Source organism: Streptomyces sp. NPDC088252 (genome assembly GCF_044740965.1).
Lineage (GTDB): Bacteria > Actinomycetota > Actinomycetes > Streptomycetales > Streptomycetaceae > Streptomyces.
In genome coordinates this window covers 358,787-379,207 of the sequence record NZ_JBIURS010000007.1, presented here as the reverse complement: position 1 = coordinate 379,207, position 20,421 = coordinate 358,787, and the positions used below count along the sequence as shown (strand labels likewise).

General features: G+C 69.4%; 16 protein-coding genes. 10 read left to right on the top strand and 6 right to left on the bottom strand.

What is annotated here, in order from left to right; genetic code table 11:
• Positions 1–215 precede the first annotated feature (215 nt).
• A complete protein-coding gene (locus ACIOHC_RS17660; protein WP_351074115.1) occupies positions 216–674 on the top strand; it encodes a hypothetical protein in 459 nt (152 codons plus the stop codon).
• A gap of 135 nt (positions 675–809) precedes the next feature.
• On the opposite strand, the gene ACIOHC_RS17655 is transcribed toward ACIOHC_RS17660, so the two are convergent.
• Complete coding sequence (locus tag ACIOHC_RS17655) at positions 810–1,886, bottom strand: hypothetical protein (protein ID WP_351076370.1); 1,077 nt, start codon at positions 1,884–1,886, stop codon at positions 810–812.
• A 194-nt stretch (positions 1,887–2,080) separates the two neighbouring features.
• Between ACIOHC_RS17655 and ACIOHC_RS17650 the strand changes: the two genes are divergently transcribed.
• Together ACIOHC_RS17650 and ACIOHC_RS17645 are read left to right on the top strand one after the other, a co-directional pair.
• Positions 2,081–2,668, top strand: a complete 588-nt coding sequence (locus tag ACIOHC_RS17650) for a L,D-transpeptidase (RefSeq protein ID WP_401843129.1) — start codon at positions 2,081–2,083, stop codon at positions 2,666–2,668.
• A gap of 269 nt (positions 2,669–2,937) precedes the next feature.
• A complete protein-coding gene (locus ACIOHC_RS17645) occupies positions 2,938–4,311 on the top strand; it encodes an alkaline phosphatase (protein WP_401843128.1) in 1,374 nt (457 codons plus the stop codon).
• Between the two features lie 153 nt (positions 4,312–4,464).
• Here ACIOHC_RS17645 and ACIOHC_RS17640 read toward each other — a convergent pair whose 3' ends face one another.
• A complete protein-coding gene (locus ACIOHC_RS17640; protein ID WP_401843126.1) occupies positions 4,465–6,309 on the bottom strand; it encodes a protein kinase in 1,845 nt (614 codons plus the stop codon).
• A 110-nt stretch (positions 6,310–6,419) separates the two neighbouring features.
• Between ACIOHC_RS17640 and ACIOHC_RS17635 the strand changes: the two genes are divergently transcribed.
• Positions 6,420–6,587 (top strand): hypothetical protein, encoded by a 168-nt coding sequence (locus tag ACIOHC_RS17635; protein ID WP_351076380.1) that lies wholly within the window; start codon positions 6,420–6,422, stop codon positions 6,585–6,587.
• A gap of 82 nt (positions 6,588–6,669) precedes the next feature.
• A complete protein-coding gene (locus tag ACIOHC_RS17630) occupies positions 6,670–7,470 on the top strand; it encodes a hypothetical protein (RefSeq protein ID WP_365690171.1) in 801 nt (266 codons plus the stop codon).
• Between the two features lie 306 nt (positions 7,471–7,776).
• Here the strand turns inward: ACIOHC_RS17630 and ACIOHC_RS17625 are convergent, their stop codons facing one another.
• Positions 7,777–8,367 (bottom strand): dihydrofolate reductase family protein, encoded by a 591-nt coding sequence (locus tag ACIOHC_RS17625; RefSeq protein ID WP_401843124.1) that lies wholly within the window; start codon positions 8,365–8,367, stop codon positions 7,777–7,779.
• 435 nt (positions 8,368–8,802) lie between these two features.
• Here ACIOHC_RS17625 and ACIOHC_RS17620 point away from each other — a divergent pair, with 435 nt between their 5' ends.
• The 5 genes from ACIOHC_RS17620 to ACIOHC_RS17600 all read left to right on the top strand — a co-directional run bounded on the left by ACIOHC_RS17620 (position 8,803) and on the right by ACIOHC_RS17600 (position 16,164).
• Positions 8,803–9,276, top strand: coding sequence for a hypothetical protein (locus ACIOHC_RS17620; RefSeq protein WP_365690169.1), 474 nt, complete (start codon positions 8,803–8,805; stop codon positions 9,274–9,276).
• 180 nt (positions 9,277–9,456) lie between these two features.
• Positions 9,457–10,701, top strand: coding sequence for an MFS transporter (locus tag ACIOHC_RS17615; RefSeq protein ID WP_389637018.1), 1,245 nt, complete (start codon positions 9,457–9,459; stop codon positions 10,699–10,701).
• A 784-nt stretch (positions 10,702–11,485) separates the two neighbouring features.
• Positions 11,486–12,400 (top strand): diiron oxygenase, encoded by a 915-nt coding sequence (locus ACIOHC_RS17610; RefSeq protein ID WP_351076388.1) that lies wholly within the window; start codon positions 11,486–11,488, stop codon positions 12,398–12,400.
• 28 nt (positions 12,401–12,428) lie between these two features.
• A complete protein-coding gene (locus ACIOHC_RS17605) occupies positions 12,429–14,078 on the top strand; it encodes an FAD-dependent oxidoreductase (protein ID WP_365690168.1) in 1,650 nt (549 codons plus the stop codon).
• 805 nt (positions 14,079–14,883) lie between these two features.
• A complete protein-coding gene (locus tag ACIOHC_RS17600) occupies positions 14,884–16,164 on the top strand; it encodes a cytochrome P450 (protein ID WP_351076554.1) in 1,281 nt (426 codons plus the stop codon).
• A gap of 191 nt (positions 16,165–16,355) precedes the next feature.
• Here the strand turns inward: ACIOHC_RS17600 and ACIOHC_RS17595 are convergent, their stop codons facing one another.
• The 3 genes from ACIOHC_RS17595 to ACIOHC_RS17585 all read right to left on the bottom strand — a co-directional run bounded on the left by ACIOHC_RS17595 (position 16,356) and on the right by ACIOHC_RS17585 (position 20,417).
• On the bottom strand, positions 16,356–17,558 hold the full coding sequence (locus ACIOHC_RS17595; RefSeq protein WP_351076394.1) for a cytochrome P450: 1,203 nt from the start codon (positions 17,556–17,558) through the stop codon (positions 16,356–16,358).
• 82 nt (positions 17,559–17,640) lie between these two features.
• The gene (locus tag ACIOHC_RS17590; protein WP_351076397.1) at positions 17,641–18,696 is read right to left on the bottom strand and encodes an NADP-dependent oxidoreductase; all 1,056 of its coding nucleotides are present in this window, start codon (positions 18,694–18,696) and stop codon (positions 17,641–17,643) included.
• A complete protein-coding gene (locus ACIOHC_RS17585; protein WP_351076399.1) occupies positions 18,693–20,417 on the bottom strand; it encodes an NAD(P)/FAD-dependent oxidoreductase in 1,725 nt (574 codons plus the stop codon). Before ACIOHC_RS17585 ends, ACIOHC_RS17590 begins: the two co-directional genes overlap by 4 nt.
• Positions 20,418–20,421 lie beyond the last annotated feature (4 nt).

Here is a 20,421-nt window from a genome sequence, read left to right as displayed (position 1 = left end):
TGCGTACCTTTACGCGCACTCTCACCGTCACCGCGCCAGGCTGACCAAAATTGACCGTAACATGCCAAAAATCATGACGGTGCACCTTGTTGCCTCAAGGGGGTTGTGCCTCAATGAGGGCCAGTTCGCTGACGATACGTCAGGGAACTGGCATGTTCCGACGCGGCCCCGCGATGACGCGCGTCGGCAATCCCCCCACACGAAGGGCAACCACCATGAGGCTTGGCACAAGGCGACTCGCCGTCTGTTGCGCCCTCGCCGCAGGCACACTCGCGCTGGCACCCACGGCCGACGCGGTCAGCCCCACCACCGCCACCATCTCCTTCGACTGCGGCGCCTACGGCTCGGGCAGCGCGACCCTCACCGCCACTCAGAACGGGACGGCCGCGACCATCAACGTCTCGACGTCCGCCATCACCGCGCCGATCAGCATCGGGGCGAACTCGGTGAAATCGACACTCACCCTCACCAACAAGGGTGCGGGAACGGTGACGTTCACCGGCAATGCCAACCCGGCCATCCCCGCCGGCAGCCCCGTTTCCACGGGCCCGCTCAACGGCACCGTCGCCTCGGGTGACAGCCTGGAGGCCAAGTCCCTCAAGGTCGTGGTCCTGGGCATCACGGCGACCTGCAACGCAACGTCCGCCCAGTCGCCGGGACCGTTCGTGTTCTGAGCCGATCCCCGCTCGCTGAACGAGTTCCAGGTCGCGCCGCCGGTGCGGCCGGCCGGTTTCCCCACCCGCGGGAGGGGAAACCGGCCGGCCGCTCGTCAGACACCCGGCGCTCCTCGGCCGTCGCGGCGGAGAAGTTCATGAAAGCTGGTCGTTCCACCGGTACGCGTCGGCCTGGATGTGCACGCTCTGGGATGTCTCGCGCGTGCCCCAGCTCATGTCCGACGACGCGATCACCCAGGCCATGGCCTGGTAGGCGCGGGGACGGTCGGCGCGCTGCGCGCAGGCCGCGAGCGGCGTGATGGCGACCTGCCCGGCCGGCACGGTCAAGCGGACGCCGTTGCCCCATGGTCGCGGACAGGGCCTGATCCCCTGGCTGCGGACCCAGGACAGACGGGCACGCACGGTCAGGGCACGAGACCCCGGATTGTTGATCTGCAGCGCGAACCGGACGGTGTCGCCGTCGTCGAGGACTTGTGTGCAGGCGCTCCAGGCCGCCCAGGCCACAGCGCGCTCCATCCCGCATCGGTAGTCACCGGTCATCGGCCCCGGAGACGCGGTGGCCGTGACCGCGGCCGGGCCGACCGGACCTTCGGACGGCGCCCCGTGGCCCGGCGAGGAGGGCCTCGACGGGTCGGAGACCGCCCAGCTCGCCACCAGCGCTGCGGCGGTGACCGCGGCGACGGCCGCCGCACCGTGGTACCGGCGGCCGCGGCGTGTGACGGGGACGCCGGTCGTCGGTGCGGCCGACCCCGACGGCATGCGCGCGCCCGGAACCGGACTCACAGGAACGGGCAAGCATCCCGCGGGGTCGGGAGCGGCGTGACCGGGGGTGGCCTGCGCCGGCTCCAGGGGGCTCGGCGCGGGTGAGGAGGTGCGGCGCCCCCTGGCAGCCCTGCGCCTGCGTTCCTCCGCCCGGGCCAGATCCAGTAACCGTGCCCACTCCTTCGTTTCCCCTTCGTCGACGTGGAAGATCTGGGCCAAGGCGATCAGGACGGCAGGGTCGGGCAGCGCCGTCGCTGTCGGATCCTTGTAGCGGTTGAAGCTGGAATCGCTCAGTCCGCGCTTCTTCTGGCCGTCGAAACGGCGCTTGAGCCGGGCCTCGATCCGCTCCTGCGCCAGGCAGCCCGACCGGGCCCATGCCGCACCGATCCTGCGAGCCAGCTCCGCGCGGGGCAGCTCCTGTTCCGGGGTCTCGCACATCTTCTTCGTCATCCCTCCGCCATCCCGGCCTCTGCCATATGTGCAGGTCAAAGAGGTGGGACGAGCGCGGGACCAGGGTGAAACGACGGCGGGCGAGCGGGCCCGGCCAGGGTTCTGGTGACGCGGCCGCGTCCTGCGGATTCTGGATGAGCCGAGCCCGTGGAGGGCTCGGCAATCCCTCTGCCTGACACAGGAGAAGAACGATCATGACTCGCGCCAAGACACGCGCCGCCGGCCTCGTCGCAGCGGCTGCCGTCCTCTCGCTCGCCGCACCCGCCACCGCCTCCACGGCCGTCACACCGTCCGCAGTCCCCGCGCACAGTGAGATCGCGTCCGCGGCTGGTGCAGCGGTGTACCTGGTGTTCGACAAGAACCCGAAGCACCCCACCTATTCCAAGCTCACCGCCTACAAGGGCACACGGGAGATCGGGCACTGGCGCGCGGGCTCGGGGACCGACACCCGCGAGTGCCACGTCGGCAGCAACGGGAGGACCGGCGGCTGGCTGCCCGACGGGGCGTACGCGATCAAGGGCCGCACCAAGAGCCACAACGGTCGGCAGATCAAGGGATACGCCATCCGGCTGGCCGACAAGCGGTGCAACAACGGCAAGGGGGCCTTGCGCAACGAACTCTTCATCCACAGCAGGATGAACGTCCACGGAGCGTCGCTGTGGCGGGGTGACCGGGACTACCGGTCCGTCGGCTGCATCAAGCTGCGCCCCGACCACATCAAGGCGCTCTTCGCCGCGCTGGACCGCAACGGCGAGCCGACCACCCTGAAGGTCATTCCCTGACGACACCCGCGTGCCGGGGCGGGCGGGGAGTGTTCGACACCGCCCGCCCCGGCACCGGCGGGCGTGCGCGCCACGCCGCGCCGCGCCGCGCCAAGCGGAGGCGGTCCCGTCCTCGTGGCGTCCGGGTGGCCGGGACTCCCCGGAGCACGCGGACCGACGCGCCACGTCCCGGCAGGGCGGAGGGCGCCTGGACGTCGTCCGCGGTTCACGTGGCGCTGATGGACTGATCACCGTTGGCACCCTGCACCGACCTGTTCAAGGAGACCTCCATGCGCGGACCGCGCCTGACACGCAACCACCTGATAGCCGCCAGTGCGGTCTTCGTCGCCACCGCCGCCGTGGCAGTCACCACGACGGCCGGCGCGTACGACACGGCGGAGCACGCCAAGGGTGCCGTCAAGAGCGGGAAGGCGAAGAACGTCATCCTGCTCATCGGCGACGGCATGGGCGACTCGGAGATCACCCTGGCCCGTGACTACACCGTGGGCGCGGGTGGTCGCCTGAACATGGACAAGTTCCCGCTGACCGGCGCCTACACGACGTACGCGGTGCACGCGGACGGCACCCCGGACTACGTCACCGACTCCGCGGCCAGCGGCACCGGCTGGGCGACGGGCCAGAAGACGGTCAACGGACGGATCTCCAAGACGCCGGGCACGGACAAGGCCGTGCGGACCATTCTGGAGCTGGCGCAGAAGGGCGGCTACGCGACCGGTTCGGTGACCACCGCCGAGCTCACCGACGCCACCCCGGCCGTCCTGGCCTCGCATGCCACCGACCGCTCCTGCCAGGGCCCGGCCGATATGGCCAAGTGCCCCACCGACACGATCGCCAAGGGCGGACCGGGCTCCATCGCGGAGCAGAGCGTCGATCACAAGGTCGATGTCCTCCTCGGCGGCGGCAAGCAGCGCTTCGACCAGAAGGTGACCGACGGCAAGTACAAGGGCCTGACCGTCACCGAGCAGGCGCGGAAGCTCGGGTACCAGGTCGTCGAGGACAACGCCTCCCTGAAGGCGGCCAAGGGCGACAAGCCGGTGCTGGGGCTCTTCGCGCCCGGCAACGTGCCGACCGAGTGGACGGGCAAGCCCGCCGCGGTCGGCGGGACCGACCCGCAGCGCTGCGTCACCTCCAATCCGAACCGGCCTTCCGGCACCCCGAACCTCGCCGACCAGACGGCCAAGGCCATCCAGCTCCTGGAGGCGAAGCAGAAGCAGAAGCAGAAGCACAGCAAGAACGGCTTCTTCCTCCAGGTCGAGGGCGCCTCGATCGACAAGCAGGACCACGCGGCCGACCCGTGCGGCCAGATCGGCGAGACCGCGGCGTTCGACCGCGCGGTCGAGGTGGCACGCGCCTACGCCGCCAAGCACCCCGACACCCTGGTCGTCACCACGGCCGACCACGGCCACACCAGCCAGATCGTGCCCCTGGAGGCCCAGCCGCCCGGCCTGTCCTCCACGCTGGTCACCGACGAGGGCCAGCAGCTGAAGGTCAACTACTCGACCAATGCGCCCGGTCAGTCGCAGGAGCACACCGGCACCGAGGTCCGGATCGCGGCTCAGGGGCCGCTGGCGTACCGGGTCCTGGGCGTCACCGACCAGACCGACCTGTTCACGACGATCCGCGAGGCGCTGCGTCTGGGCTGACCACTCGTAGACCGCCCTTCGGCCCCGTCGGCAGCGCGTCGACGGGGCCGAATGTGTGCTGTTCGCTGCCCGGCTGCGGCCCGTCCGTACCCCCGGCCCGGACAAGCACACCGCGTCGGTGGTCGATCGCTGATGTAGGCACGACGACGCCCTTTAGTAGGGCACCGTGTCACACAAGCTCTCCGCCCAGGCAGAGGCACCGTACTTGTTGGCCGCGCGCACCGTGACGCAGATCTCGTCACCGGAGTACGGACCCGTGATCGTGTAGCTGGTGCTGCCGGTTGAGTAGGTGGTGTCGACGTTCTTCTTGGTGAAGTTGCTGCCCGTGTTGGTGTAGTGGATGTCGTACCTGGTCGCTCCGGAGATCGCCGACCAGCTCACCTTGATCGGCATGTCGCACGCGCCAACACAGGAGTTGGTGTACGCGGCCTTGTAGCTCTTCAGGGCGGGTGGCCGCGAGCCGGAGGACGAGCCGCCGGAGCTGGACGAATCTCCGCCGTGCGAGCCCGAGGAGCCGGACGACCCCGTAGAGCCGGACCCGCCGCTGGTTCCGGTACCGCCGCCGTCGGAGCCGCTGTTGCCGTTGGATGAACTGGCTTCGCCCTCCCGGGCGTTCGTCCCACCCGGCTTCTTCTCGCCGCCCTTCCCCTTCTTGGCGTCCTCACCCTTCTTGGCGTCCTCGCCCTTGCCGTCGCCCCCGCCCTTCCCCTTCCCTCCCTTGGAAGGGGAACTGCCGGGTCTGCTGGGCGAGTTGCTGCCATCGGGAGTGGCACTCGCGCTGCTGCCCGGTGACTGGGCGCGTGTTCCGTCCCCGCCGCCGCCCGCGAAGGGCTGGAGCAGGACGACCCCGCCGCCGCCGACGGTGATGACGGCAACGATGGGCAGAACGATGAGCCTGTGGCGCCGACGGGGCCGCCGTTCGTGCTCCCGCCGTCGCGTCGTGGCGTCGTTTCCCGCCGGGACGACGGCGGGAGGTCCGCTCTTCGGCCGCAGCCCGACGGTCGCCAGGTCCACGGGCTCCTCCCGCAGCGGCGTCGCCTCGGCGTCGAGCAGCCGTGCGGACTGCTGCGCGAGGTGCGTGACGACGCCGGCAGGCAGCCAGGCACCGCGTGCGGCACGGGGGCGCGGTCGCTCAGGATCCTCCAACAGCTCGTCGACGTCAGGTCGTTGGTCGATTCCCTTCGTCAGGCACCGGGCGATGAGCGCCCGCAGTGCGGCGTCCTCGACACGCGTCAGATCGGGCTCGCCCTCCACGATCTGGAACATCACCGCATGCTGATTGCTCACCCGCTGCCCGAACGGCAGCTGCCCCGTCGCCGCATACGTCAGTACGCACCCGAGGGTGAACACGTCGCTCTTGACCCCCACGCGCTGCCCACGCACCTGCTCCGGCGACATGAACCCGGGTGAGCCGATGGCCATCCCCGTACTGGTCAACAAGGACTCGACGGACGTCTCGAGCGCCCGCGCGATCCCGAAGTCGATGACCTTCGTGCCGTCCACGGTCAGCATCACGTTGGACGGCTTCAGGTCGCGGTGCACGATCCCGGCGCCGTGAATATCCTTGAGTGCCTTCAGCAACCCGTCGGCGAGGAAGTGCAGGGACGCCGCCGGCAACGGCCCGTACAGCCGGACGACTTGCTCGAGCGAGAGCCCTGGAACGTACCCCGTGGCGACCCACGGCGGTTCGTCGCCCGGCCCCGCGTCGAGCACCGGCGCCGTGTACCGCTCACCGACCCTCCGCGCCGCCTCGATCTCCCGCCGGAACCGCGCCCTGAACTGCTCGTCGAACACGTACTCTTCGTGCACCACCTTCACGGCCACGGTCCGCCCGCTGTCCGACCGCGCGAGGAACACCCGCCCCATGCCACCGGCACCAAGCCGTCCGAGCAGCAGATACGGCCCGATGCGCGCGGGATCGCTCACCGCGAGCGGCTTGACACCCCCGTCGACGATGTCGTCCCGCTCGTCACGGCCGTCCCCGTTCGTACCGCTCATGGTGGTGTGACTCCCCCGCTCTTCCCGCCTGGTCAGCGGCGTAACCCGGTGAGGATAGACGTTGTTGATGCACCTGGTGAAGTTGAGGGACGCGCTGTACGAGCGGGGCGATGGCCGGGGGTGAGCCCGGTTCCTGGATCCACGTCCAGTCGGACGTGGCCGGACTGCCCCTGGTCGTCGGCGTCTCCGCCGCCGCTACGAGCGCACAGCTGAAACGCTTCCTCGCCTGCACCGCCATCGCGGCGACCCTCATATGCCACCGCAGGCTCGCCGGATGAAGGAGTGCAGCGCCTCCCGAATCGACGTCGGACACGTCGATGAGCACGTCCGTTGTCGGTGCGGTGCACTTCACTGTCCGCCATGGAACTCACGCAAGCGACCGTCACCGACCTGCTGGCCCGAATCGGCCCTGGGAACGGGTACATGTACCTGCCCGGCGACCTGGCCCCGCAGGACCTGACCGACCTGCTCGAAAGCAGGTACGGCGCCCCGCGCACTCTTGTCCTCGACGGCTTCACCGACCCGACGGTCGACGAGTCCGCAGGCGCGGCTCTCCTCGTCCCCTTCGAGGACCGGGCCGTGAAGATACGGGCGTGGGCGTACGGGGATCAGTGGGTCGGCACGGGTACGGCGCGGGACGCCGAGGGGACCGAGCGACCCGTGCTGGTGGTCGCTCACAGGGAGGTGCCAGAACCCTTGGCGGTCGCTCCGGACGGGGACGAGGAGGTCGACTGGGTGGAGCGGCTCATACGGGTCACTGGCTGGGCACGGCCCGCCCAGCGGCCCGACGTGCCCTGGGCAGAGGTGGAGTCGCGCCTGGGCACCGCGCTGCCGAGCGACTACAAGCGCATGGTCCAGATGTTCGGCGAAGGTTCCTTCGACGGATACCTGGACCTGAACCAGGAGCCGTGGACGCATCTGAGGGAGGACGGCCTGCTCATCTGGGCGGGTACTGAGCACGAGGACCTGTACTGCTGGAGGGCCGACGGCGACGACCCTGACCGCTGGCCCGTCGTAGTCCGGTCCTTCGACGGCAAGGACGTCCCCTTCGACTGCCGGGCGGCGGAGTTCGTCTGCCGCATCCTCATCGACCCGCACCACCCGTTCACGATGGCCCGCTATTTCGACACCCACTGGTTCTTGACTTCCTCCCTCTCGTGAACGGGGGGGGAATTCCTACGGCTCGCGCCGTGGGGGTTTCTGCTCCGGACAGGCGTGAAGCCCCTGGTAGGACGGTGCTCACCACAAGATCGTCCCTGACACCAGAGGCTTCACGTTGGTCAGTGCGCCCGGGTGCGTCTAAGGGTTGTCCCGTAATCCGTGGTGGATCAGTGCGCGGCGTCGGATGCGGTGCATCGCAAGGCGGAGGGACATCCGCATACCGGATGTATGCGGACGTTCCGACAACGCGGCGAGGTGCCGTAGCTGTCGTCGCGCGCCCGCCAGGGATTGCGGGACAGCCCTTAGCTAGCTGACCCAGCGGGTCTCCACGATGCCACAGGCGTAGGCGGCCGAGTGGGCGGCCCGGTAGTTCCGCGTGGCGAGCCGGGACCCGAAGATGCTGGTTCCCGCGCCCGCGAAGCCGGGGTTGGTGAACAGCCGGAGCTCGTCGGCCAGGTCCTCTCGCAGCAGGGAGGAGACCAGGCCGGCGCCACCGAAGCAGACCAGTTCCCCGTCGGCCTGTTGCTTCGCTTGTTCCACGGTGTCGGTCAGCTCGCCGTCGAGCACCGTGGTCCGTGGCCAGTCGAGTTCGGGCCTGCCCGACCGGCTCACGACAAACTTGGGGAGTGCACCGATGGCCCGGCTGAACTCCCAGTCGGGGTCGCCGGGATGCTGCTCCGCCATCCGACCCCAGTGCCCCAGGTATCCCTCGTCCGCCATGGGCCGGCTCAGCAGGATGCCCGAGGCACTCGTGAGCAGGTCGTTGAAGGCCGCGCGGAGGTCCGCGCTCCACGGCCAGTCAGGACCCCAATTCCACAATTGCCAGTTGGCGTCGGGCAGGCTGCTGTCGACGTAGCCGTCCATGGAGATCTGCATCCCCACAGTCAGGCGGCTCATGATTCTCTCGTCCCCTCGTCATGGTCAGGACTGCGGATGGCTCGGAGGCCGTCCCCCCAGTCTCACCCAACAACCGGCCGGACTCGCCAGGCCCCGCCGATCCGAGCCGGAAACGAGACGGCAGGTCGGGCGACCGGGAAGACCTCAATCGGGTCTCGGGGCAACCAGCGCCTGACCGTTTTCCGGATTATGGAAAAGTGGCGAGTGGGTTTCTCGCCCGGTCGAGCATTCCATCGACCGGGCGCTCCATGGGACGGAGCGGACCCCTCGTCCCCTGTCTGCGCAGCTCTCACCTGTACGGGTGGTGCATACCTGGGCGCGGTCGTACTGTCGATTCTGGAACCGCCGCTGGAAGAAGTGCACGGCCACCGGCGACTTCCCTTGCCGCGCGGGCCTCCGCCTGCGGAGCGGTTGCGGTGTGAACGGATGGGCCGCGTGGACTCGAAAAAGGGCAGCTGGGGAGCCGACATGCAACGAGACAAATTCAGGAGCGCGGTCATGCTGTGTGCCGCCGTGGCCCTCGCGGCTGCGGCTGTGCCGACCTCCGCCTCCGCGGAGTCGCCCTCGCACGCTCGTGCAGTGGCCGTCGACTGTTTCTCGAATTCACAGGTTCGCCCGGGTGATTTCCTGATCGCCTGCGGCGACGGCAACAACCGTCTGATCGCACTGCATTGGAGCAAATGGGGTGCGACGTCCGCTGTGGGGAGCGGTCTCGACGCGGTCAATGACTGTCAACCCTATTGCGCAGCGGGCAAATTCCACTCCTATCCTGTCACCGTGAGGCTCGACCGCCCGAAGAGCTGGCAGAGGCATCCCGAGGTACAGCAATTCACCCGGCTGCAGCTCGTCTACACCGGTGCCAAGCCGGCACAGACGCAGCAGGTCGTGACATACAAGCTCTGGGACTGACGGTTCCCGAGAACCAGGTCTCAAGTCGACCGGCCACATTCGTATGGGCCCTCGTATCGCAAGGCGGAGGGACGTCCGCGTACTGGATGTACGCGCACGTTCCGACAACGAGGCGAGGTGCCGCAGCTGTCGTCGCGCGCCCGCCGGGGATTACGGGACAACCCTTCTAGGGTGGCGTGCGTGATCCTTCGCGAGGAGGCAGTGAGCGCAGGCGTCGGCCTGCGACCGGGCTATCCGGCAGCGGCAGCGGTGTTCGCCATCGGGATGGCCGGGACCACTCTGCCGACGCCGTTGTACGGGCTCTACCAGCACCGGATCGGTTTCTCCGAGCTGATCGTGACCGTCGTCTTCGCCGTGTACGCCATCGCGGTCATCGGCGTGCTCCTCGTGGCGGGAAACTACTCCGACGAGGCAGGTCGCAGACCCGTCCTCCTGTGCGCCATGGTCCTGTCGGCCGGCAGTGCGGGATGCTTCCTGCTGCAGAGCGGGCTGCCTCTGCTCTTCGCGGGACGCCTGCTGTCCGGCTGCGCGGCCGGCCTGCTGAGCGGCGCGGCGACAGCGGCCGTCATCGAACTGGCCGGTCCCGGGCAGAAGGCGCGGGCCGGGTTCGCAGCCACCGCCGCGAACATGGGTGGTCTGGGCTGTGGGCCACTCCTCTCCGGCGTGCTCGCGCAGTACACCCCGTGGCCACTGGCATTGCCGTTCTGGGTCCACCTCGGACTGGTGACGGCCGCCATGGGGATCACCTGGTTCCTGCCGGAAACCGTCGTGGAACCGAAGAGATGGCCGCCCCTGAAGCCGCAGGGAGTCACGGTTCCTCACGAGGTCAAGGACGTGTTCACACCCGCGTCGCTGGCGGCGTTCGCCGGCTTCGCACTCCTCGGGCTGTTCACCGCGGTCGCGCCGAGCTTTGTCTCGCAGACACTGGGGGTGCACAATCTGGCCGTCACGGGCGCCGTGGTGTTCTCCGTATTCCTCGCTTCGACCGTCGGTCAGTCCTTGACGCAACGCATCGGCGCGCGTCTCGCGCTCCCCGTGGGGTGCGGCGTCCTCGTCGTGGGCCTGCTACTGGTGGCGTCGTCACTGATCGCCGAATCCTTGCCCCTGCTCGTCCTGGGCGCCCTGTGCGGTGGCGCCGGTCAGGGACTCGCCTTCCGCGCGGCGCTCACCCTGATCAGCGACGCCGCCCCGGCACAGCACCGCGGCGGCACGATTTCGGCGTTCTTCGTCGTCGCCTACGCCGGGATCTCGGTGCCTGTCGTCGGTGTGGGTGCCCTGGCCACATGGCTCGGCCTGCGCCAGGCCGGCCTGCTCTTCACGGGCTGTGTGATGCTGCTGGCGGCGTGCGCGGGCACGTATGCCGCACGCAGGCCACCAGCAGAATCGCGGGCCGGGAAGGACCACCGCGCGGGTCCGTCCGAGTAGCCCGACCAGGCAGGAACGCCCGCGCCCACTGTTCGACGTGACGCGGACGCCGGGGCGGCCAAGTGCTGAAGATCCCCCGGCCCTCCCCTGCGTGCGAGCCGATGTCCGTGGACGTCCGCCGGACAAAGCTGCGGCCCCCTGCTCGCAGGAGGCCGCAGCTCGCGGTGAATCCGATCTCCCTCTGAGAGGAGCCGTTTCCATGGATCATGGAAAGGCGGAATGCCGTGAGCGCCCACTCCACGGAGGCCCGCTGCACGCGGTGTGCTGCCGTTCGATACCGCTGGTCGGCGGCCTCGCACCGCATCCATGCGAGCGCCGTCCTCTTGCGCCGCGGAACGCGGTTCATTGCGGAGCAGGCATCGGCGGAGGCCGTGTTCCTTCGCCGGCCGGGGAAGACACACCTGCTCAGCGACAAGGTGACCAGGCGGACGACGTCCGAGGCCGCCAGGTTCCGTCGATCCGTGAACCGGCCGCTCAGGGCCCCGTCCAAGCCGCTCACCCGACCTGCGCCATCCGGGCACGCACCCGCGTCCGGCAGGGCGGGCGAGCCCTGCTGCGCGGTCGTCGGGACATGGTGTCGACAGGCGGCAGACCGCGTGGATTTCTCTGCGGGGGGGTAGGCCCGCACGGCAGTCTTGTTATACGTTCCGTCCAACAGCTTGCTGGACGCCGCGTCTAACAAGCGGGGGTGGCGTCCAGCTGCCGACGGACTCATCGCGCGGGCACGAGATGGGGCCGCGGCCGGCCGACGTCGAGTCGTTCCGTCGATCCAAGGAGCCGCAGCATGGCAGGCAGCACCGTTCGGCCGGAGAACCAGGACCGGCTCGACGAGCACGACGTCGCCCGTCGCCTGCTCGATTCGTCGGCGAAGTTGTCCTACGACCCGGTCACGGAAGTGGACTGGGACACCCCTCTGGACAAGGACTTCCACGGTGCGAGCCCCGAGTGGAGCACGCTCTACGGCACCACCTACTGGCAGGAACTGACCGATGCGCAGCGCAAGGAGCTGACACGGCAGGAGGCCGCATCGGTGGCCGGCACCGGCATCTGGTTCGAGATGATCCTGCAGCAGATGGTGCTGCGCGACATCTACACCACGGACGCCACGGACCCTCGGTTCCAGTGGGCCCTCACGGAGATAGCCGACGAATGCCGGCACTCCGTCATGTTCGCCCGTGGCGCGGCGAAGCTGGGGGCCCCGGCCTACCGTCCGCACCGGCTGGTGGTCGAACTCGGACGGGCATTCAAGACATTGGCGTTCGGCGAGGCTGCCTACGCGGCGATTCTGGTCGCGGAAGAGGTGCTGGACGTCATGCAGCGTGACTGGATGCGGGACGAGCGGGTCGCACCGTTCGTCCGCACCATCAGCAACATTCATGTCGTGGAGGAGTCACGGCACATGAAGTTCGCCCGCGACGAGACCCGTAGGCATCTCCGGCACGCCGGTCCGCTGCGCCGGCAGCTCAACGCCTTTGTGATCGCGGTCGCTTCCTACTACATCGTCACGAGCATGGTGAACCGGAGCGTCTACGCGAACGCCGGGCTGGACACGAAGCGTGCCGTGGCAGAGGCCAGGACGAACGAGCACCACAAGTCCCTGATCCGGTCCAGCTGTTCGGGCCTCATGGAGTTCCTGGCGTCGGCCCGGCTCCTCACCGGGCCGGCACTGTACTTCTACAAGCGCGCGAACCTGATCTGATCCGAGCCGAGCGACCCGAGCCGACGACATGACCTACGCCATCACACAGACCTGCTGCAGCGACGCCACGTGTGTCGCCGTGTGCCCCGTCAACTGCATCCACCCGACACCGCAGGAGCGGGCCTTCGGCAGCACGGAGATGCTGTACGTCGACCCGAAGTCCTGTATCGACTGCGGTGCCTGCGCCGACGCCTGTCCGGTCAACGCGATCCTCCCCGTGGACGGCCTGCCCGAGGCGCAGAAGGGATACGCCGCGATCAACGCGGCCTACTTCGCCGAGGAGGAGCCCGAACCGGGCAGCACGGGACCGAACTTCCACATCTGGGGCCCTCCCACGTTCGAGCGCAGCCTGCCGTCCGACTTCGCGCCGATCCGGGTCGCCGTCGTGGGCACCGGCCCGGCCGGCATGTACGCCGCCGAAGACCTGCTGTTGCACACGAACGCCGAAGTGACGCTGATCGACCGGTTGCCGGTGGCCGGTGGTCTCGTGCGGTACGGCGTGGCGCCCGATCACCCCGCGACCAAGAAGGTGGGCGACACCTTCGCACGCTTCCACGCCCATCCCCGGGTACGGATGCGTCTGGGCGTCGAGATCGGCAAGGACATCACCGCGGACGAGCTCGCCGCACATCACGACGCGGTCATCTACGCCGTGGGCGCGTCCACGGATCGCCGACTCGGCGTCCCCGGCGAGGAGCTGACGGGAAGCCACTCGGCGACCGCGTTCGTGTCCTGGTACAACGCCCATCCCGAGGTCGCACCGGACGCCATCGATCTGTCTGCCGAGCGCGTGGTCGTGGCCGGCAACGGCAACGTCGCCCTCGACGTCGCCCGCATCCTCGTCACGGATCCTTCGGAACTGGCCGATACGGACATCGCCGACCACGCCCTGGCGGCGCTGCGCACCTCAAAGGTGCGTGAGGTGGTCCTGCTCGGGCGGCGCGGCCCCGAGCACGCGGCCTACAGCGCCTCCGAGTTGCTCGCCCTCACACACCGGCCCGGCGTGCAGCTGGTCGTGGACGACCACGATCCGCGGATCGGCGGGGCGATCGACGGCGCGCGGCCCGGCGGGAAGGCCGCTTCGCTGCGCGGCGCGGTACGCGAGTCGGTGGACTGGTCGCGTGCGCCGGGGTCCGGGCTGCGCATCGTCTTCCGCTTCCACTCCGCTCCCGTGGCGGTGCTGGGCGACACCCGCGTCCAAGCCACACGCGTGACGGGAGGGTCGGGTGAGCTGGACATACCGGCCGGCGCCCTCCTGCGGGCAGTGGGCTACCGCGGTGTGCCGGTGGCCGGGCTGCCCTTCGACGAAGCGACCGGCACGGTCCCGCACGAGAACGGTCGGGTGACGGGGATGCCGGGGACGTACGTCGTCGGCTGGATCAAGCGCGGGCCCTCGGGCGGTATCGGTGCCAATCGCGTCTGCGCCGCCGAGACGGTCGGCACCCTCCTGACCGACGCCGTCGCCGGCGCGCTGCCCTCACCGACCGGTTCGGCCAAGGCGTTGCTCCGCCTCGCCCGGAGCCGTAGCCGCCATGTCGTCGACGCCCGGGGTCTGGCGGCAATCAACCGGGCCGAGTCGGCACGTGGCCGCGGTGAGGGGCGTCCCCGGCTCAAATTCGGCACCGTGCCTGACCTGGTGGCGGCGGCGAAGGGCAACCGCTGGAGGATGCCGGGCTGAATCCCGGAGAAGGACCGGGCGCCCGTCGGGCCGTGTCCGGTGCGGAACGCCGACTTCTGACAGCCGTATCCCGTCCGCCGGGTCGCGAAGGGCACCGGACGGTTGCGGTGCCCTTCGAAGTCCCGGCGGCGGCCCGCCGGCGAGCCGGACGCGGCCCGACGGGTGCGGCGAGAGGCCGCGCCGTCGACCGTGTCGCGCCCACGGGCATGGCGTGCCGTCACGTCGGCACCGCGCGCCACCAGGGGCCCGTACCGCAGGCCACTTCGGCGCGCGCCCTCCGCACTACTCGATGGCGACGGGCACGGTCCTTGACCGTCCCAGATCGTCATCGCAGGCCTCGGCCCACACCGGGCTGCTGCCGTACGACAGGGCGGGACCAGGGCGTTTCATGGGGCCATGACCCGTGGGACAAGCGCCCGCCGGGCGGCGCGAACGTACAACCACAGGCACCGACAAGCGCTTTGGAGCCGGGCACGAAGGCCGAGTACCTGTTCGACCCCTGTGCCGCGCCCGCCCGTCCGGCCACCCCGCCCCGGCCAGGGTCCCGTGTTCACACCGGCCGCCCGGTGATTGCGCCCTGTCCAACCGGCGCCCCGGCCCTCCGGCCCTGGCGGAGCAGGCTGCCGACCGCCCGCCGCGCCCGCTCGCGCTACCGTGTGCTACCAGCGTTGTTGCGACTTCTGCCCTGAGATACGACTCTCTCGGTACAAGTCGCGTCAGCGCCTGTCCTTGTCCGTTCCCGAGCCCGCTGCACATCCCTCTCATCTCCGCACCGTGCGTGCGGACCGCGCGACCCATGGAGAACATGTTGAGGACGAAGTTCCGTTCTCGTATCACCGCCCGGCTTGGGCGCACCTATCTGTCCAGGATCCAGAAGTACGGAATTGGATCCTCCACGATCCGGCTGCTCCCCGAAGACCTGCTGATGATGCTGCGCAGGGATGGGCTGGACCCGGTGGACAAGTTGGCCGGGCTCCGGGCGGATGAGCCGATATCCAAGGTCTCGCTGCCGTTCGGCATGGACGTCTGGCTGGTCACCGGATACGAGGAGTCGAAGGCCGTGCTCGGTTCGGCCGGCGGGTTCAGTACCGACTTCGCCCACCTCGCCACGAACGCCGGAGTGGCAGCGGAGCAGAGTCCGGGCGGGCTCGGGTTCAGCGACCCTCCCGTGCACACGCGGCTGCGCCGCATCCTCACACCGGAGTTCACGATGCGCCGGCTGCGGCGCCTGGCTCCCCGGATCGACGCCATCGTCGAGGAGCGCCTCGACATGATGGAAGCCCAGCAGGGGCCGGTCGACCTGGTGAAGGAGTTCGCACTGCCGATCCCCTCCCTCACCATCTGTGAGCTGCTCGGCGTGCCCTACGAGGACCGCCACGACTTCCAGCAACTGGCCATGGACCGCTTCGACCTGTTCGGCGGGACGACCGCGCCGTTCGGTGCGATGTCGGAGTCGCTGGCGTACTTCAGGAATGTGGTCGAGGCACAGCGCGAAAGACCGGGTGACGGCCTGCTCGGCATGATTGTGAAGGAGCACGGCGACAGCGTCGACGACGAGGAACTCGCGGGTCTCGCCGACGGCGTGCTGACCGGCGGATTCGAGACGACCGCCAGCACGATCGCCCTCGGCTCACTCGTGTTGCTGCGGAACAAGGACGTCTTCGAGCGAATACGGACCGACGACGCGATGGCCGCGCCCTTCGTCGAGGAGGTGCTGCGCTACCTCTCCGCGGTACAGATCGCCTTCCCGCGGTTCGCCCGTGAGGACATCGAGATAGCAGGGGTGGTCATTCCGCAGGGCGACATGGTGCTCTGCTCGCTGAGTGGCGCCAACCGTGACGCGTCGTACGTCAGGGACGACGGGCGCTTCGACCCGCACCGTCAGGCCTCGGGGCATCTCGCCTTCGGCTACGGAATGCACCGGTGCATAGGCGCCGAACTCGCGCGCATGGAACTGCGCTCCGCCTATCCGGCCCTGGCCCGGCGGTTTCCCCGGATGCGCCTCGCCGTTCCACCCCAGGAACTGGCCTTCCGCAAGCTGTCCATCGTGTACGGCGTCGAATCCCTGCCGGTGCACTTGCACTGAGCGGGTGCTCACCCCCGGCACATCGGCTGCCCTCCGCCGGGGCCCGTCGTCGCTCCGGTCGTCGTGTGCGGGCCGTGCGCATCACCCTTCCGCAGTCCGTCGGTCCTGTCGGGCCGGGGGCTCCACGGCCGGCCCTTCCGGGATCGGACGGGGTGGGCTCCGGCCCCTGTCGCCGACCGTGTGCCTTCCTCCTACCAGGTGACGGTGATCCGCTGAGGGCTGCGGGACGTGGTGCCGCGTCGCCACTCGATTTCTTCGGCCGGTCGTGCCAGCCGGAGGCCGGGAAAGCGGGCGGCGAGCCGGTGCAGGGACAGCTGGAGTTCGAGCCGCGCCAACCAGGCGCCCAGACAGTAGTGCGGACCGGCGCCGAACGACAGGGTGGGGGCCGCCAAGGGCGCGAACAGGTCGTCGAACGGCCGGGGCGGAAAGACATCAGGATCGCGATTGGCCATGCCGCAGTCGGCCAGCACCACCGATCCCGCAGGGATGGTCACGCCGCCGACCTCCGCATCGGCGGCGGCGTGGCGCGCGGTCCCCCGGTCGTCGCCGAGCGGGACCAGGTGCAGCAACCGCTCGGCCACCGCCTCGGCGGCCCGCTCGTCCTCCCCGAGACGGGTCCAGATCTCCTGCCGTTCGCCGAGCAGAAAGAGCAGGGCGTTGCCCAGCATCGTCATGGTGCTGTCGTGCCCGCCCACCACCAGTCCGCACACGAGGTCGACCAACTGTCCCTCCGGGATGCCTCCCTCCTCATCGGCCGCCCGTACCAGCACACTGGTCAGATCGTCCCCCGGTGCGTTTCTCCGCTCGGCCAGCAGCGCGGCTCCGAACGCGGCGAACTCCGCCAGCGCCGAGTCCATTTCCTCCTTGGGGTGGGAGCCGTCCGAGAACGCGTACTGGGTCCAGTGGCGCAGTCGCTGCCTCGCCGCGGTGTCGAGACCCATGAGCCGGCTGATCACCTCGACCGGGAGCGGAAGGGTGAAGGCGGCCACCAGGTCCACCGGAGGGGCTCCGGCGGCGAGCTCGTCGAGGCGCTGTTCCACGATCGCGGCGATCCAGGGCCGCCATCGGGCGACGGCCCTCGGTGTGAAGGCGCGCCGCAGCGAGCGGCGCAGGCGCAGATGGTCCTCGCCGTCCTGGTTGAACATCAGATCCAGGCTCCCCACCAGACCGGCGTCCGCCGTCAGGGGCGGGGCGTCCGGTGTGTGGAGCCCCGCGCGTCCGAACCGGGTGTCGGTCAGGACCTTGCGCACGTCCTCGTACCGGCTCACCAGCCACGCCCCTGTCCCGTCGGGCAGGTCGACCTGCCTGGGTGGTCCGGGTGAGTCGAAGCCCAGACGGTGCAGAGGGAGAGTCGGCAGGCCGGTCGTCGCGTCGGAGTCGTCGGAGCGGGGCATGGGACCTCCAGGCGGGCACGGGTACGTCGGGGTGCTGGGCACGGTCGTGCGGGCGGGAAGAAGACATCGGAGCGACGGGGGGTCAGAGCTCGACCAGCACCTTGCCCCGACTGGCTCCCGTGTCCTCGTAGAGGCTCCGATAGGCGTCCGGGATGTTCTCGAAGCCCTGGTGAAGGGTGTGCCCGCAGCGGATCTCGCCCCGCCGGACCCTGCCGCCGAGCTCGTCGTGGAGGGCGCGCCAGTTCTGTTCGGTGAACCATTCAAGCGAGAAGATGCCGCGCACCGATGTACGGGGAAACATGATGTACGGAAGCAGCCTCGGCCCGAAGGCCTCCCGGCCGACCTGGGTGGCCCACTGCCAGCACACGGCCACCTGGCTGCCGACGTTGAGCATGGAGAAAACGGCGTCGGTGACCGTGCCGCCCAGGTTGTCGAAGTACTTGTCGACCCCGTCCGGTGCGACCCAGGAGAGGGCTTCGCGCACCGCGTCGCAGCTGTCCTTGTGGCGATAGACGACGACCGCGTCGAATCCCAGCTCGTCGAGGTACTCCGCCTTGTCCGCCGTCGAGGTGGTACCCACCACCCGCGCCCCGGCGAGCTTGGCCAGCTGACCGACCAGCGACCCGACGGAGCCGGAGGCGCCACTGATCACGACGGTGTCCCCGGGGCGGACGGACATGAACTTGGTCAGGGTGCCCCAGGCCGTCATCCCGGGACCGCCCATGACGCTCAGCGCGGTGGACAGCGGAAGGGCGTCGTCGTACCAGTTCGGGTCCAGGCGGCGGAAGGCCGGGAAGACCATCGGGAACGTACCGGTCTGCCACGGGGTCGCCGCGCCGTCGCTGATGAGATGGGTGCGCCAGCCACCGAAGCCCTGCACCAGATCGCCGGGCCGGTGGGCCGCCCGTGGACCCGCTTCCAGCACCTCCATGATCGAGTCGGCCCCCATGTGGGCCCCGAGAGGGGTGTCCAGCGCGATGCCCTGGAGGTAGGGATCCACCGATACGTAGCGCGTTCTCAGCAGCATCTCGTCCGGGGCGAGGTCGACGTCGAGTTCCTCCTCGACCAGCCCGTAGACCCTCTCGATGTCGGGGACGCCCTCGACGTGCTCACGTACCACCCATTTCCTGGTCCTCATCCCGTTCCCTTTCTGTCGACGGGGGACAACCGGTCGACCGTCGCGGACCGCGCGTCCGGTCGGGGGCCCACCGGAACGACGAGATGAGTGGGGGGCGGCCCGCTCTCGTCGACGGACGCGGTGAAGGTCCTGCCGTCGTCCCGGCAGATGAACTGCATGACGTGCCGGCCCGCCGCCGCCGCGCGGATCAGGCCGCCCGTCGTCGCCCATACGCCGGACTGGTAGAAGTTCCGCAGTCCCGGCAGGCCGGGGCCGTGCTTCTTGATGAGTGTCTCCAGCGTCTCCCCGCTCTCCACGAACGGCTGCCAGCCGAGCACCGTGCCGTCGTAGTTGCCCGTGTAGCGGACCTGTGTGAGCGGGCTGGACACATCGCGCACGGCGATCGCGTCGGTGATGCCGGGGTGGCGCCGTTCCAGGAACGCGACGAGTACGTCGCGGGCCCGCTTCTTGGCCGCGTAGTACCCGCGGCCGTGACGCACCGGCAGCGTGTGGAGTCTCCGCCCGCCACGGGTCCGGGTGGCCTGCTCGGGTCCTTCGTCCAGGGCCCGCCAGGGAGCGATGTCGCAGAAGTAGGTGACGTACACGATGCTCGTCCCGCGCGGGGAGAGTTCCGGATAGTGCCTGCTGCGGAACTGGACGTTGATGCTGGGATGGCGGATTCCGGTCAGATGGGCGGCTTCCGCCTCGTCGAGCAGATAGGTCGTGCAGGGGTCGGCGTCGGGGAAGTCGCGGCGCAGTCCGAGAAAGAGCGTGAAGTACCCGGGGAAGACCATGCCGGGCCGGTGGATGGTCCGGGTGTAGAGGCGGCGGTAGGCGTCGTCGAGGTAGCGGCCGCCGAGCAGGTCCATCATCGTGGTGCGGCCGTCGCAGGCCGAGACGACGATGTCGGCGCGCAGTTCGCTGCCGTCGCTCAGCCGTACGCCGACGGCACGGTCGTCCTCGACGAGTACCTTCTCGACCTTGGCGTTGTAGGTCACTTCGCCGCCGAGTCCGCGATAGCGCCGCTCGATGGACTCGGCCAGTCCGAGCGAACCGCCTTCGGGGACGCCGGCGGAGAGATTCGCGTGCGAGGCGAGCTGGAAGTGGAAGGGCAGCACGGGGAACGCCGGGTGCTTCTCGTAGAGGATGAAGTTGAACGCCTCGCGCAGCAGGGGGTCCCGGAACCTGGCCGAGTAGTCGGTCATCAGGACGCTGATCGATTTGCGCACGACGTTGAAGTACGGCACGAACGACGCCAGCATGCGCCAGCGCTCCGGCATCGACATCAGCCCGACGGGCTTGAGGAACGGATAGACCGCGAGGCACTTGCGGAATGTGCGCAATTGCTTGCAGAAGTCACGGATCAGAGCGGAATCGGCGGGCGAGATGTCCGTCAGATGCGCCTGAAGCCGGTCGGGGTCGGAGTAGAAGTACACCGCCCGCCCGCACCGGCCGCGCACGACGTTGAACACATCGAAATGCCGTACCTGCTTGCCCTGCAACGCGCCCAGCTCCAGCCAGATCTGGTGCATCTCGTTGCCGGGTCCGCTGCCCAGGAGCCAGCTGACGCAAGGGTCCAGCGTGAAGTCTCCGCGGTCCCAGGCCGTGCAGCAGCCGCCCGGCAGCTCGTGCATTTCCAGGATGTGGGTGCGGTAGCCGTTCATCAGGGCGTAGCAGCCGGTGGACAGGCCACCCAGCCCTGCACCGATGATGATCATCGACTCGCGTCGGGTGCGCGGCATGAAC

Bases quoted from the DNA above. Each gene is read 5' to 3' on its own strand.
- ACIOHC_RS17610 (WP_351076388.1), top strand. From the start codon at position 11,486: ATGGCAGGCAGCACCGTTCGGCCGGAGAACCAGGACCGGCTCGACGAG.
- ACIOHC_RS17605 (WP_365690168.1), top strand. From the start codon at position 12,429: ATGACCTACGCCATCACACAGACCTGCTGCAGCGACGCCACGTGTGTC.
- ACIOHC_RS17625 (WP_401843124.1), bottom strand. From the start codon at position 8,367: ATGAGCCGCCTGACTGTGGGGATGCAGATCTCCATGGACGGCTACGTC.
- ACIOHC_RS17595 (WP_351076394.1), bottom strand. From the start codon at position 17,558: ATGCCCCGCTCCGACGACTCCGACGCGACGACCGGCCTGCCGACTCTC.
- ACIOHC_RS17600 (WP_351076554.1), top strand. From the start codon at position 14,884: ATGTTGAGGACGAAGTTCCGTTCTCGTATCACCGCCCGGCTTGGGCGC.
- ACIOHC_RS17630 (WP_365690171.1), top strand. From the start codon at position 6,670: ATGGAACTCACGCAAGCGACCGTCACCGACCTGCTGGCCCGAATCGGC.
- ACIOHC_RS17660 (WP_351074115.1), top strand. From the start codon at position 216: ATGAGGCTTGGCACAAGGCGACTCGCCGTCTGTTGCGCCCTCGCCGCA.
- ACIOHC_RS17590 (WP_351076397.1), bottom strand. From the start codon at position 18,696: ATGAGGACCAGGAAATGGGTGGTACGTGAGCACGTCGAGGGCGTCCCC.
- ACIOHC_RS17640 (WP_401843126.1), bottom strand. From the start codon at position 6,309: ATGAGCGGTACGAACGGGGACGGCCGTGACGAGCGGGACGACATCGTC.
- ACIOHC_RS17650 (WP_401843129.1), top strand. From the start codon at position 2,081: ATGACTCGCGCCAAGACACGCGCCGCCGGCCTCGTCGCAGCGGCTGCC.
- ACIOHC_RS17645 (WP_401843128.1), top strand. From the start codon at position 2,938: ATGCGCGGACCGCGCCTGACACGCAACCACCTGATAGCCGCCAGTGCG.
- ACIOHC_RS17655 (WP_351076370.1), bottom strand. From the start codon at position 1,886: ATGACGAAGAAGATGTGCGAGACCCCGGAACAGGAGCTGCCCCGCGCG.
- ACIOHC_RS17635 (WP_351076380.1), top strand. From the start codon at position 6,420: ATGGCCGGGGGTGAGCCCGGTTCCTGGATCCACGTCCAGTCGGACGTG.
- ACIOHC_RS17585 (WP_351076399.1), bottom strand. From the start codon at position 20,417: ATGCCGCGCACCCGACGCGAGTCGATGATCATCATCGGTGCAGGGCTG.